At 58.3% G+C, this 12,490-nt stretch carries 12 protein-coding genes; 3 read left to right on the top strand and 9 right to left on the bottom strand.

Annotated elements, in window-relative coordinates:
- Positions 1–78: 78 nt before the first annotated feature.
- The 3 genes from ABFB09_RS01595 to ABFB09_RS01585 all read left to right on the top strand — a co-directional run bounded on the left by ABFB09_RS01595 (position 79) and on the right by ABFB09_RS01585 (position 1,964).
- Positions 79–474 carry a hypothetical protein gene (locus tag ABFB09_RS01595; RefSeq protein WP_346999386.1) on the top strand — a complete coding sequence of 132 codons (396 nt, stop codon included), beginning with the start codon at positions 79–81 and terminating at the stop codon, positions 472–474.
- 134 nt (positions 475–608) lie between these two features.
- A complete protein-coding gene (locus ABFB09_RS01590; protein WP_346999385.1) occupies positions 609–1,595 on the top strand; it encodes a hypothetical protein in 987 nt (328 codons plus the stop codon).
- 3 nt (positions 1,596–1,598) lie between these two features.
- Positions 1,599–1,964: a hypothetical protein gene (locus tag ABFB09_RS01585; protein ID WP_346999383.1), complete on the top strand. Its 366-nt coding sequence runs from the start codon at positions 1,599–1,601 to the stop codon at positions 1,962–1,964.
- Positions 1,965–2,236: 272 nt separating this feature from the next.
- On the opposite strand, the gene ABFB09_RS01580 is transcribed toward ABFB09_RS01585, so the two are convergent.
- The 9 genes from ABFB09_RS01580 to ABFB09_RS01540 all read right to left on the bottom strand — a co-directional run bounded on the left by ABFB09_RS01580 (position 2,237) and on the right by ABFB09_RS01540 (position 12,361).
- Positions 2,237–3,220, bottom strand: a complete 984-nt coding sequence (locus ABFB09_RS01580) for a mechanosensitive ion channel family protein (protein ID WP_346999381.1) — start codon at positions 3,218–3,220, stop codon at positions 2,237–2,239.
- A gap of 321 nt (positions 3,221–3,541) precedes the next feature.
- Positions 3,542–5,749, bottom strand: coding sequence for a bifunctional (p)ppGpp synthetase/guanosine-3',5'-bis(diphosphate) 3'-pyrophosphohydrolase (locus ABFB09_RS01575; protein ID WP_346999379.1), 2,208 nt, complete (start codon positions 5,747–5,749; stop codon positions 3,542–3,544).
- Positions 5,750–5,910: 161 nt separating this feature from the next.
- Positions 5,911–7,842, bottom strand: coding sequence for a DNA topoisomerase (ATP-hydrolyzing) subunit B (gene gyrB / locus ABFB09_RS01570; RefSeq protein ID WP_346999377.1), 1,932 nt, complete (start codon positions 7,840–7,842; stop codon positions 5,911–5,913).
- A gap of 216 nt (positions 7,843–8,058) precedes the next feature.
- Positions 8,059–9,534 (bottom strand): M1 family metallopeptidase, encoded by a 1,476-nt coding sequence (locus ABFB09_RS01565; protein WP_346999375.1) that lies wholly within the window; start codon positions 9,532–9,534, stop codon positions 8,059–8,061.
- Positions 9,535–9,627: 93 nt separating this feature from the next.
- Positions 9,628–10,002: a hypothetical protein gene (locus ABFB09_RS01560; RefSeq protein ID WP_346999374.1), complete on the bottom strand. Its 375-nt coding sequence runs from the start codon at positions 10,000–10,002 to the stop codon at positions 9,628–9,630.
- 187 nt (positions 10,003–10,189) lie between these two features.
- A complete protein-coding gene (locus ABFB09_RS01555; RefSeq protein ID WP_346999373.1) occupies positions 10,190–10,651 on the bottom strand; it encodes a hypothetical protein in 462 nt (153 codons plus the stop codon).
- Positions 10,632–10,895, bottom strand: coding sequence for a hypothetical protein (locus ABFB09_RS01550; protein ID WP_346999372.1), 264 nt, complete (start codon positions 10,893–10,895; stop codon positions 10,632–10,634). Before ABFB09_RS01550 ends, ABFB09_RS01555 begins: the two co-directional genes overlap by 20 nt.
- A 1-nt stretch (position 10,896) precedes the next feature.
- The gene (locus ABFB09_RS01545) at positions 10,897–11,763 is read right to left on the bottom strand and encodes a 4Fe-4S binding protein (RefSeq protein WP_346999371.1); all 867 of its coding nucleotides are present in this window, start codon (positions 11,761–11,763) and stop codon (positions 10,897–10,899) included.
- Entirely contained in the window at positions 11,738–12,361 is a 624-nt protein-coding gene (locus tag ABFB09_RS01540) for a hypothetical protein (protein WP_346999370.1), read from the bottom strand. The genes ABFB09_RS01545 and ABFB09_RS01540 overlap by 26 nt, the downstream gene beginning before the upstream one ends.
- Positions 12,362–12,490: the final 129 nt, after the last annotated feature.

The following is a 12,490-nucleotide window of genomic DNA, read 5'->3' as shown; positions in this document are numbered from 1 at the left end:
CGCTGACAGTTCAAAAATATTTTGAAAACCCGCCAAAGTCCTATTGACAAAATCAAACATCAGACTGATAATAGATGCATGAATAAAGAAAACAATAATTCGCAACCCAACCCGGAAGAAACTCCCGCCCCCCGTGGCGTCGGGGCGCCTAAAGGCAATCAGAATGCCCGCACACATGGCTTCTATTCCAAAAAGTGCGATGATGCCCGGCGCGCTGTCATCGAGGAGGCGGGGACCGTCGAAGGACTGGATGCTGAGATCGCCCTGATCCGCGCCAAGATCCAGCTTTTGGAACAGAAAGACCCGGATAACGTCAAACTATTCCTCCAGGCGATCAACACCCTCTCCAACGTCATGATCCGCAGGCGCTATGCGGGCAGGGGTGATTGGCAGACCCTGACCGACGCGGTACAGCGCGCCTTCAAAGGCGTCGTTGTCCCCGCCGCCGCCATCCGCGAAGCCCTCGGCAAATAGCCCTTGTCTTCCCTCACCTTCCCACGTTATTTGAATTGGTAGTATTTGTAGTATTTGTAGTATTGGTAGTATTCGTCCCCCCCGCCCCTGATAACTGAAAACTATCAACTATAAACTATTAACTTAGGTGAAAAATGAACCCTCTGTCTCCTCCGGCGGAACTCCGCCCGTATCAACTCGAGATCGTCCAGGCCGTAACTGACAGCGTTTACGGACGCCGCGGCCTGACCTTTTCCGTGGAGATCGCCCGGCAGGGCGGCAAGAACGAGCTTTCCGCCTGGCTGCAGATGCAGCTTCTCATGGCGATGCATGATCTGCCGCTGAATATCGTCAAGTGTGCGCCCACCTTCAGTCCCCAGGCCGCCATCTCGCTGCGGCGGCTTTGCGACCGGCTGGATGACGCGGGTCTGGCCGGCCGGTACGATGTCGAGGACGGCCACATCGTCCGGCTCAACCGGGCGCGGGCCGTCTTTCTTTCGGCGGAACCGGGGGCCAACGTCGTCGGCAATACCGCTCACCTGCTTTTGGAGATCGACGAGGCTCAGGACATCGGCATGGAGAAATTCGACCGTGATTTCAAGCCGATGGCCGCCGTCGCCAACGCTACCACCGTCCTTTACGGCACGCCGTGGCATGAGGATTCTTTGCTGGAGACGGTCAAGAGATCTAACCTGGAGCTTGAACAATCCGACGGCATCAAGCGTCATTTCCGCTATGACTGGCGGCAGGTGGCCGCTTTCAATCCGGATTACCTGGCTTACGTCGATGGGGAGCGGGCCCGGCTGGGTGAGGATCACCCGGTTTTCCGGACCCAGTACGCTCTCCTGCCGGTGCGCGGCGGTGGCGGGTTTCTGTCGGAGGAACAACTTCTGGTGATAGAAGGCCGCCATCCGCGGCGCCGCGTGCCGGAAACGGGTAAAACCTATGTCGGCGGGCTGGACCTGGGCGGGGAGGGAACCGGTGTTGCGGATCAGACCGTTCTGACCATCGCCGAGGTACTCGATGCCCCGTTGACCGCCGTTGCCGGTGATCCGGCTGTCGCCGTCGTCCAGCATTATGCCTGGACCGGTCTGGGCGCCAACACCCTTATCCCGCGCGTTGCCGCCATCGCCCGTGATTGAGGCTTGCGCCGCCTCGCCGTGGACGCCACCGGCATGGGCCAGCCGCTCGCCGCCCTTCTGCGCCAATCACTTGGCAGTCGAATTGTTTCCATTGTTTTCACCTCCGGAAACAAAAGCGCCGCGGGCTACGATTTCCTGGCCGCGATCAATACCGGAAAATTGAAGATCTACGCTGCCGATAATTCGGAGGAATACGCGGAGTGCCGCCGCCAGCTGGAGAACGCCTCGGTGGAATTCAGGGGTAACCGGATAATGAACTTCTGCGTGGATCCCGCCCGCGGCCACGACGACTACCTGATCAGCCTCGTCCTCGCCTGCACCGCCGCCCGAGCCCACCGCCCCCGCATCGCCCGGGGGACCAGAACATGACTTCCACACCACCCGCCCCGCCACGCCCCCAAATACTAAATCCTGATATCTAAATACTAAATAAACTCAAAGGACCGAATACCAGAAACTCCAAACCACGAGCCTAAACCTGAGTCTGGCATTCTAGCCGTATTTAGCCTCCCCCTTTCGCGAAAGGGGGACTGAGGGGGATTTTCCCGGATGCCCGCCAGTGGATGATCCAATTCCTTATAAAACAACCAATAAACAGAACCCGCAACTGGCAACTATCAACTATTAACCGGTAACTCGCCCTACCCCTGCGGCGGCAGCTTCTCGTCTTCGGCCGGATGCTTCGGTGCGGGTCCTGGGGCGGCGTCTTGCTCCTTAGCGACGGCGGCGATATCCGCCAGGCGGGCCAGAGCGGCATATTTTTCCATCTGGGCGTTGTCGAAGAACAGCTTGGTGTGCGGGAAGGGGATCTCGATGCCTTCTGCATCGAAAGCGTACTTGAGGCGGCGGCGAAGTTCGCCGGTCACCTGCCACTGCTTCATCGGCTTGACGTCGCCCAGTATCTTGATCTCGATGCCGGAATCGGCGAACTTGTCCACCCGCAAAACCTGTGGTGCGCTGATGATCATGGGGCAGAACTCATTGGCTTTGGACAGTTCGAGGCCAACCCGGTTGATGACGGCAATGGCCTTGTCGAGGTCCGTGGAGTAGGCTACCGGCACGTTCAGGTTGACCCGGGCCCATTCGCGGGTGTAATTGGAAACGGTCAGAATCTGGCCGTTGGGAACGATATGCACGATGCCGTCCAAGTCCCGCAGGACGGTGCGGCGCAGGTTGAAGTCTTCCACCAGGCCGGAGATGCCGGCCATCTTGACGATGTCTCCGTTATTGAACTGGTCTTCCAGCACGATGAATAAGCCGTTCAGGGCGTCCTTGATCAGGCTCTGAGCGCCGAAGCCGATAGCGACGCCCGCGACGCCGGCGGAAGCGATCAGCGGCCCGATGTTGACGCTCAACTCGGACAATATCATGAAGACGGCCATGGCTGTTATCACCGCGCCGAGGGTGCCGACCACCATGCCGGTGAGTGTCTTGACGCGGCGGACGTCTTCTTCCTTGTCATGGTGGGAGCGCTTGCGGAAATCTATGTAGCGCTGAACGACGCGGGTGACGAAAACCTTGACGATATTGTAAAAGAACAGTGAGCCGGCGGTGATGAGAAGTATCGTCAGGCCGTGATCGCCCATCCATGCTGTGAAGTCGTCAAAAAGTATGCCCCAGTCCATTTATACCTGCCTGTCGTGAGTTGATGACCGTACCATTATAGCATCACTGCCCAGCCATGCCACCCATCCAAATCCGAAATCCGAATATCGAAATCCTAAACAATATCCAATGACCAAATACCAAAGGTTCAAAACTGGCCGCTGATTCCGTCTTGGTAGTATTCGTCCCCGTCGTAGGGCGCGGGTCTCAGACCCGCCCGCCAGCACGCCCATTATACCTGGAAAAACCGAACGGGCGCCGATTCGCCACCCTATTGGAAATTTGAATTGGGACTTTAGATATTTGAATTTGTTTAGATATTCGAATTTAGTGCTTCGTCCCTAGTGCTTCCCCTTCGGCGAACTAACATCTTCCCCCAGCCGGTTGACGGATGTAACTCCCTTGACCCCCTCCATCTTGGAGATGAGTCGCGCCAGTTGGGAAAGACCCTTGGTCTCGATGTTAAGCACGATGGTGGTCACCCGGTCCGGGCTTTCCGTGACGTTCATGTTGGTGATGTTGACCTTCTCGTCGGCGATGAGGGTGGAGATGTCGCGCACCAGGCCTACCCGGTCCCAGGACTGCACCTGTAGCTTGGCGGGATAGAGCCGGTCCTGGTGGCCCCAGGCCACGCGGATGAGGCGCTCCGGTTCGTCCTCCCGGGCGACGTTGTGGCAGTCCGCGCGGTGGATGGTCACGCCCTGGGAGCGGGTCACAAAGCCTACTATGTCATCGCCCGGCAGCGGCTGGCAGCAGCCGGCCATCTTGGTCAGGATGTCGCCCAGGCCCATGACCGATACGCCGGCGGCGTCGGGTTTGGTCGGGGCGGTGATCGAAGGCACGAAGGCGGTTTCCGGCGCCGTGGGGCGGGGACCCTCGGCCAGCGTGGCCTGGGTCATGGCGACGGTGTGCGCCGACAAGCCGCCGTAACCGATGGCGGCCAGGAAATCGTCGGTGTTCTCGTAGCCGTGCTGGTGGGCCAGTGACTTGAGTTCCGGTATCTTGATGGCGACATGCCGGAATTCTTTTTCCAGCAGTTCGCGGCCCTTGTCGATGTTCTCCGCCCGTTCCTCTTTCTTGAACCACTGGCGGATCTTGGTGATGGCGTGGGAGGTCTTGACGTAGCCCAGGTTGGCGTTCAGCCAGTCCCGGGACGGCCCTTTGTCCTTCTTGGTGGTGACGATCTCCACCACCTCGCCGTTTTTGAGCTGGTAGTCCAGGCCGACCAGCTTGCCGTTGACCTTGGCGCCGACGCAGCGATGCCCCAGTTCCGTGTGCACCCGGTAGGCGAAGTCCAGCGGCGTGGCTCCCTTGGGCAGGTCCTTGATCTCGCCGCCGGGGGTGAAGACGAAGACCTGATCGTTGAAGATGTCGGTCTTGACCGATTCCAGGAATTCCTCGGCGCCGGAAAGGTCCCGGTGCCAGTCCACCAGCTGCCTCAGCCAGGAGATGCGGTCCTCGGACCGGTCGACGATGCGTTCGCCTTCCTTGTAACGCCAGTGGGCGGCAACGCCGTATTCCGCCAGCCGGTGCATGTCGTAGGTGCGGATCTGGATCTCCAGCGGCGTGCCGGAGAGCGACAGCACGGCGGTGTGTAATGACTGATATCCGTTGGGCTTGGGGTTGGCGATATAATCGTCGAAGGAGCCGGGGATGGGGTGCCACAGGTTGTGGACGGTCCCCAGGGCGGTGTAACACTCGTGGACGTTGTTGACCAGGACGCGGATGGCCAGCAGGTCGTAGATCTCGTCGAAATGGCGGCCGTGGGAGGCGTATTTTTCCGCCTTCTGGTGCAATGAATAGATATGCTTGGCTCGGCCGGTGATCTCAGGGCGGATGCCGGCGCTCTCGAACTCAGCGCGAAGGATGTCGATGACCTTGGCGATGAACTCCTCGCGCTGGGCGCGCTTGCCGGCGATCAGACGGGCTAGGGATTTATAATGCTGCGGCTCCAGGAAGCGGAAAGCCAGGTCCTCCAGCTGCCACTTGATCTCCCAGATACCGAGGCGGTGGGCCAGGGGGGCGTAGATCTCCAGCGTCTCCCGGGCGATATCCTTCTGCTTGTCCGGCGACATAGCCTCCAGGGTGCGCATGTTGTGCAGGCGGTCGGCCAGCTTGATGAAGACCACCCGGAGGTCCTCGGCCATGGCCACCAGCATCTTGCGCAGGTTTTCCGCCTGGCGCTCATAGGTGGTATTGCCGGAAAAACGGGTTTCGCCGGGGGCCGCCAGGGAAAGTTTGGCCAGCTTGGTGACTCCGTCTACCAGTTTGGCCACTTCCTTACCGAACCGCTCTTCGATGTCGGCCAGGGTGACGGTGGAGTCTTCAGGGACATCGTGCAGGAGCGCCGCCTTGATTGCGGTGGTATCGAGCTGAAGTTCGGCCAGCACCAGGGCCACGGACAAAGGATGCTCGATGAACGGTTCACCGCTCTTGCGGACCTGACCTCGGTGGGCTTCTTCCGCAAACCGGTAAGCCGCCTCGATCAGTTCGATCTTGTCCGGAGGCAGGTAGCGGGCGCAGGCGTCGAGTAGTGCGGTTACTTCCATCGATTTACCATAAAGATGATTGGTTCAAGTATAGCGTAAAGGGTTGCCGCCTGTCAGCTATCGATGGACTACCAGCTTCTTAATCAACAACCGATCGATAATTGTAAAACAGAAAAGGGGCTGATTCAGCCCCTTTTCTCCGAAAAAACTGATTTCGACTATTATATATCGAGGTTCTTAACCTGCTGCGCGTGAGCCTGGATAAAGGCCTTGCGCGGCGGAACCTCGTCGCCCATGAGCAGGTTGAAGGTGCCGTCGGCGCGGGCGGCATCCTCCACCTCCACCACCAGCAGGGTGCGGGTGGCGGGATTCATGGTGGTGCTCCACAGTTGTTCGGCGGACATTTCACCGAGACCTTTGTAGCGCTGGACGTCCACGTTCTTGCCCTTGAATTCCCTGAGCGTCTCATCTTTTTCGGCGTCGGAATAGACCCAGCGCTCGTTTTGGCCCTGCTTGATGCGGTAGAGCGGCGGCTGGGCGATATAGAGCCCGCCGGCTGCGATGAGCTTAGCCATGTGGCGGAAGAAGAAGGTTAAAAGCAACGTTCTGATATGGGAACCGTCCACGTCGGCATCGGTCATCAGCACCACGCGGTGATAACGCAGCCTGCCGTGATCGAAATCATCGTCGATGCCGGCGCCGAGGGCGGTGATGATGGCCCTGATTTCCTCGTGTGACAGCATCTTGTCCGGAGCGGCTTTCTCCACGTTCAGGATCTTACCGCGCAGGGGCAGGATGGCCTGGAAGCGGCGGTTGCGGCCCTGCTTGGCCGAGCCGCCGGCGGAATCACCCTCGACCAGGAACAACTCGCACAGGGAAGGCTCTTTCTCGGAGCACTCCGCCAGCTTGCCCGGCAGCGCGCCGCCGTCGAGGGAGTTCTTCTTGATGATGAGGTCCCTGGCCTTGCGCGCCGCGTCGCGGGCGCGGGCGGACATCAGGACCTTGTCGATGATCTTCCTGGCCTCGTCGGGGTGCTCTTCGAAGTACAGCGCCAGTTGATCGACGACGGCGCTTTCCACCAGGCTTTTCATCTCGGCATTGCCCAGCTTGCCCTTGGTCTGACCCTCGAACTGAGGCTCCGGCAGCTTGACCGAGACGATGCTGACCAGACCTTCGCGGGCATCGTCGCCCATGATGTTGGGGTCGGAGTCCTTGACCAGCTTGTTTTTGTAGGCGTAATCGTTGATGACGCGGGTCATGGCGGAGCGGAAGCCGGTCAGGTGGGTGCCGCCGTCCTGGGTATTGATGCAGTTGGCGAAGGCGAAGTTGGTCTCCGTGTAACCGTCGTTATATTGCAGAGCGACCTCGACGATGGAGGTGTCGAATTTCTTGTAGATGGCGATGGGCAGCTTGTGGATGGTGACGCGGTTGTGGTTCAGGTGCCGCACGAAGCCGGTGATGCCACCCTCGAAGTAATAGGTCTGCTCCGCGTCGGTGCGGCGGTCGATGATGGATATCTCCAGCCCCTTGTTGAGATAGGCGATCTCCCGGATCCGCTCGGCCAGTGTCTTGTAATCGTAGGACGAGTCGCCGAAGATCTTGGGATCGAACTTGAAGGTGGTGGTCGTTCCGGTGCCGCAGGATTCACCGACGATGGCGATGGGCGCATCCGGTATGCCTTCTTTATAGGACTGGCGGTAGAGCTTGGCGTCCCGGCGGACTTCCACTGAGAGCCATTCCGACAGGGCGTTGACCACGGAGGCGCCGACGCCGTGAAGGCCGCCGGAGACCTGGTAGGTTTTGCCGCCGAACTTGGCGCCGGCGTGCAGCACCGTCATCACCGTTTCCAGCGCCGAAACGCCGGTGTTCTTCTGGATGTCCACCGGGATGCCGCGGCCGTTGTCCTCGACCGAGATGGACTCGTCGCCGTGGATGATGACGTTGATCTTGTCGCAGTAGCCGGCCATGGCCTCATCGACGGAGTTATAGACGACCTCGTACACCAGGTGGTGGAGGCCGCGGTAATCCGTGGAGCCGATATACATGCCGGGGCGCTTTCTAACCGCCTCACGGCCGCCGAGCACCTGGATATCTTCGGCGGTGTAGCTGGAGGAGCCCTTGGACGCGCCGTTTAGGAGTGTTTCTTCAACCATAGTTTTACCTTAATACGAAATCTATCGGGGTTTGTCCCTGATCCCTGCGGGCAGGGATCCCTTGGTGGGGCGTCGGGTGAGATAATTGTTCGTAAATCATGCTTTTATAGCTATAAGATTATAGCATTTTGGGGCAGGGCGGGGCAATGCGGGACGGATTGGGGAAGCTTGGCTACCAGGTTACGGCTGAATGGCGTCAGTTCAAACCGGGAGGGATCAGGGTAGCACCCACTCCTCGAACAGCGCGTCGAGGTTCTGACTGGAAATGTCTTCGAACCAGTCCTGGAAACCGTCGGTAGTGACGATCTCCCACTTGTGTTCCTGGTAATACTTGCGCAGGTAGGAATCGAATGACAGGCCGAGCGTTTCAGCCAGTTCGACGAAGAACAGCGGGCCGCGGGAATAGACGATGGCTCCGTATTCCAGGCTGGAGTAGTAGGCTGCCGGCATACCGATGGGTATATCTGCCGCGCCCACCCGGTCCCAGCGGTTCTGCCAGTCCCCGGTAGAGTATTCCCAGCCCGGGTCGCCGTAAACGTCCAGGAAATATAACCCGGTGACGTATTGGGTGAGAGACTCATCTATCCAGGGCTGGTTGATCTGGTCGTTGCCGACGGCGTTATAGAACCACTGGTGCCCCGTCTCATGGGCCACCGTCGTCTCCAGTACCAGGTCCAGGTTGTAGATGCCCATGGAGATGCCGAACACCCCGGGGTACTCCATACCGATGCCGCCGCCCTGGAGCGCCAGGGGCAGGATATCCAGCTCGGTATATGGGTATGTTCCCAGCCGCGCGTTGAAACTTTCCAGCGCGTCACGGGTGACATCGAGCGAAAGCTTTGCGCCTTCATTCAGTTCCGATAGGAAGTAGCTGTTGACGGTGGTACCTCCGACGGTGCCGGTAAGCTTTTGGAAACTGCCGCTACCGCCAAGGTAGAAATCCCGCGACGGACCGGCCGCGAAGGTGACGGTCTGCGTCCCGTTATTCACTTCCCGTTCCACTTCGTAGCCGGAGGCGATAAGCGTCAGGTCTTGCGGCGCGTTGACGCGCACCCGGTAAAAAGAGGCATCCAGGAAAGTCTTGTCGCCGTAGGGCGGGGGCGGGTTCAGTCGCCAGCCGGTCTGGTCGTACACCGGTATGACCGGATAGACCGTATCCAGCGACAGGATATCGTTGTAGAAGGCGAACAGTCCAGAACTGGCCGCCGGTGAAGCCGGGATGACAACGGTGAACACCAGTTCCAGGGTTACAACCTCACCGGGAGCCAGCGGCTTGGGCAGGCTCACCCTGAAGTCCCGGAAGCCGGGGATCTGGCTGAATTCCGCTTCTTTGCCATCCACCTTGAGATCAGTGATGGTGCTGCTGCCGCCGTTGACGTTGGGGAAAAGCTGAAAATATATATCGTTAAGGGACACGGTCTCGCGGTTGGTGTAGCGGACCTGTTCTTTCCCTTCCAGGGACAACAGGTCGGCGGCCAGGGTCAGGTCAATGTGATAGATACTGGCTCCCGGCAACGTTTCGAGAGCCGCACGTTCGCCGGGAACCAGCCCGGCCTCATAGACGCTGAGATCATCCCACGCACCGCCGAGCAGGGTAGGTCCGGTTGTATCCCGGGGACCGCAGGCCGCGGGCGCCAATAACAGGACAACGGCGGAACAGGCAACGAGAAGCTTTTTCGACCACTTTGTCATAACACACATAATACTACGCGCCTGGAGGATAGTTGAAATAGTACTGGTGAAGGGTAAAGCCAGGAATCGACCGGAATCGAACACCTCCCCAGTTCAGGTGGTGGGTGTAGCGCGATGGCGCAAGCCTTTGATGAGCGGCAGCCAGAAAAGCGCCATCAGGAAGACGAGACCGGCAGCGCTGTAGCTCTGTTCGGTTTGAAGAATTGGACCGATGGCACCGGGGGCAAAAAACCCCGCTGCGATGAGAGTATACCGCAACAACTTTAGCCGATCGGGTACATAGCTTATCGCGTATGCGATTCCCGTTACTAATACCGCAGCGATCCAGAACGCAGTTGCCTTGTAGTCACCACTCAGGGCAATAATTGCGATAAATCCGAAACTGGCCAGAATATTCACGATGAGAAGAGATTCAAGTTCGCCTTTAGTCGGACTTTTCTCAAATTTGTTACTTTTTGCAATATTCATTTGTGTTGATTATATCACTAGGGTCAAGGTGTATCTCACCTAAATCCCCATATTCATTAATGCCACGCTGCTATGCGGTACGACGGCCGTATAAGGTGTATAGACACGGCATTCCGTGTCCTCACTGCTCGTCACACTGTTGAAATAGGTTGGTCTCGAACCGTAAAAATACCTTATATGGTTGATATTATTCGCAGCAGGGGAAATTGCCACTGCCCATCGCTCCGGCCAGCCAGTTTGGATAGGTGATGCCGTAGCTCGCTATAACTCCGTCGATGGCTGAACGGCCGGCGCTATAACCAGCCGCCTGGTTGAAGTTGTAGTTGATTTCCTCGCCTGACACCGGAGCCAGCACCAGCCGGGAGTTTTCGGCGCCGCCCGGCAACACGAACAGCAGATAGGCCGGCTTCATCTTGATGTCCTTGGTTGTCTCGATGTTGAGTCTGCCGTCAAAGAACTCCGCCGAAGCGCAGCGGATGATGTAGGTTGCCTCAGCGGACAAGTCGCCGGTGTCGGCGTCCGAAATCGCCCTCGGCGAGACGGCGATGTTCACCTCATCGGTGGCAAATTTATCGTCGCAGGCGGCGGTACCCGAAACGGCCGCCAATACCAATATGGCCGTCAGTACCCTAACTAACAGATTTCTCATTCAGGTTTGGTACACTCCCTGCCTCAATTTTATCACCTTGGTCCGGCTTCTTCTTGCGGGAGAAGTAGACCACCAATGGCACCACCCCCAGCGCTAAGCCGCAAGATCCGCAAGCCAGGCAGTTGGCGCCGCAGCGGGAAAGCGCTGCTGGCAGCACCGCCCCCACTCCAAAGGCGTAGGAGAATACGGTGATGCTGGTCGCGTGGTGCTTCAAATGGTTTTTAATTTCAGTAGGTGTTTTCATTTTATGAACCCCTGGTGTACTTGTAGGAGCCGGTGGGACATTCCTTGACGCACTCCAGGCAGGTGTTGCAGGTGTGGCGGTTGACTGCTGGTTGTCCGGACTCGCGGTTTATCGCCCAGGTCGGGCAGACTTCCTCGCACTTGCCGCATTCGACGCACTTGGAGGTGTCGTGCTTGATCTTGTAGGTGAAACCCATCTTGGCACCGATCGAGTGGGAGATGTTGGAGATGGCCCCCAGCGGGCAACCATAGAGGCACCAACCGCGCCCACCTTTCCAGAATAACCCACCCAAAAACAACCAGCCGCCGATGACCATGATGCCACCAGAATGAAAGTAAGCCAGGCTGGACGGATCGAAGATACCGTTCACCAGAGTCTGGAGCTGCGCCGAGGCGCAGTAGCGGCAGCAGATGCTGGCCAAGGCCGAATCGGGGATGAAAGCCGCACCGGCGGCCACGGCGACAAAAGCGGCCAGGAAGCCGTAACGGATAGCTGTCGGATTGACCTTGCGGGTCAGGTTGATCTTGACCTTCTTGGGCGTCGTCCTGGAAGCCAATTCACTAGTGGTGCCCACCGGGCATAGCCAGCCGCAGAATAGTGGGCCAAAGAAGAACGCCCCCACCAGGACAACGCCGAGGAAGCCGATCAAGAACGGCCGGTCGACGAAATTGGTGACATTGCCAGCCACCAGCCAGTCGAAGGGCATGCGGAAGCAGGCTTTGTGCAGGTCGGGCATAGCCGTTGAACCCTGAGCCCAAAAAGCGGCACGGATCAGGAAGGCCGCCGGGTAGACGAATAAGGCAAAGCCAGCAGCCATGGCCACGTAGCGCCAGGGGTGTTTCTTAATGGCCGCTATTATTCGTTTCATCAGCCGTCCTCACTTCGAATTTGATGGGAATGGTGGTCAGCGTCTCTCCGGTGTCGGCATCGAAGACCTCCAAGCTGCCTTGGTACCAGATGTCTTGGGCTTGGATCTCCTTGGGAAAATGGAAGAACCAGTCGACACCCAGTTCCGGCACTTGCTCGCCGGGGGCAACCGGCTCAAGGAAGGTCTGCGTCGCAGGGTCCCAGGGGATCCCGGCATGGACATCCCAATCGATTTCAACACTGTCACTGGTGAACTTAAGACCGATGCGATGCGGCTTGTCGTCCAGGTTGATCAGCCAATGGGTGGACAGCCCCTCGATGCTTCCGTTCAGCCAGCGCTTCAGGATGCCCCGCTCGTTGACGTACACGGTTACCGGACGCACGAAAACCGTAGTACCATCGGGCTTGGGGAGCACCTGCGGCCTGATGATCCGCCCGGCTGGGAAGGGCACGAAGAAATGGGTCAGTTCGTTGGGGTTGAGGACACTCTTGGCGTACAGGCTCGAGCCGACGGTCAACACGATAATAACCACGGCGGCTGTCACTGAGTAAGTGATCCTCTTGAGTTTGGGGGATCCAGGGAATTTTAGTTTCGGCATCACTCTTGTATTTTCTCCGGTTAATAAAAATCGCCCTTTGTGGGCTATTCCCTGACAACATTATCAGCATGCGGTGATTTTGAGAATATTAGGGGAAATACGTATTTTTTCATGCGGACTGCCCTTAAT

The organism is Dehalogenimonas sp. THU2, from assembly GCF_039749495.1.
In the GTDB taxonomy this organism is placed as follows: Bacteria; Chloroflexota; Dehalococcoidia; order Dehalococcoidales; family Dehalococcoidaceae; genus Dehalogenimonas.
Note: the sequence above shows the minus strand (reverse complement) of the source record. Positions and strands in the feature narration are given on the sequence as shown.

Excerpts from the sequence above, each read along its gene's own strand:
- ABFB09_RS01595 (WP_346999386.1), top strand. The coding sequence starts at position 79 with ATGAATAAAGAAAACAATAATTCGCAACCCAACCCGGAAGAAACTCCC.
- ABFB09_RS01545 (WP_346999371.1), bottom strand. The coding sequence starts at position 11,763 with ATGAAACGAATAATAGCGGCCATTAAGAAACACCCCTGGCGCTACGTG.
- ABFB09_RS01550 (WP_346999372.1), bottom strand. The coding sequence starts at position 10,895 with ATGAAAACACCTACTGAAATTAAAAACCATTTGAAGCACCACGCGACC.
- gyrB (WP_346999377.1), bottom strand. The coding sequence starts at position 7,842 with ATGGTTGAAGAAACACTCCTAAACGGCGCGTCCAAGGGCTCCTCCAGC.
- ABFB09_RS01590 (WP_346999385.1), top strand. The coding sequence starts at position 609 with ATGAACCCTCTGTCTCCTCCGGCGGAACTCCGCCCGTATCAACTCGAG.
- ABFB09_RS01565 (WP_346999375.1), bottom strand. The coding sequence starts at position 9,534 with ATGACAAAGTGGTCGAAAAAGCTTCTCGTTGCCTGTTCCGCCGTTGTC.
- ABFB09_RS01555 (WP_346999373.1), bottom strand. The coding sequence starts at position 10,651 with ATGAGAAATCTGTTAGTTAGGGTACTGACGGCCATATTGGTATTGGCG.
- ABFB09_RS01580 (WP_346999381.1), bottom strand. The coding sequence starts at position 3,220 with ATGGACTGGGGCATACTTTTTGACGACTTCACAGCATGGATGGGCGAT.
- ABFB09_RS01560 (WP_346999374.1), bottom strand. The coding sequence starts at position 10,002 with ATGAATATTGCAAAAAGTAACAAATTTGAGAAAAGTCCGACTAAAGGC.
- ABFB09_RS01540 (WP_346999370.1), bottom strand. The coding sequence starts at position 12,361 with ATGCCGAAACTAAAATTCCCTGGATCCCCCAAACTCAAGAGGATCACT.
- ABFB09_RS01575 (WP_346999379.1), bottom strand. The coding sequence starts at position 5,749 with ATGGAAGTAACCGCACTACTCGACGCCTGCGCCCGCTACCTGCCTCCG.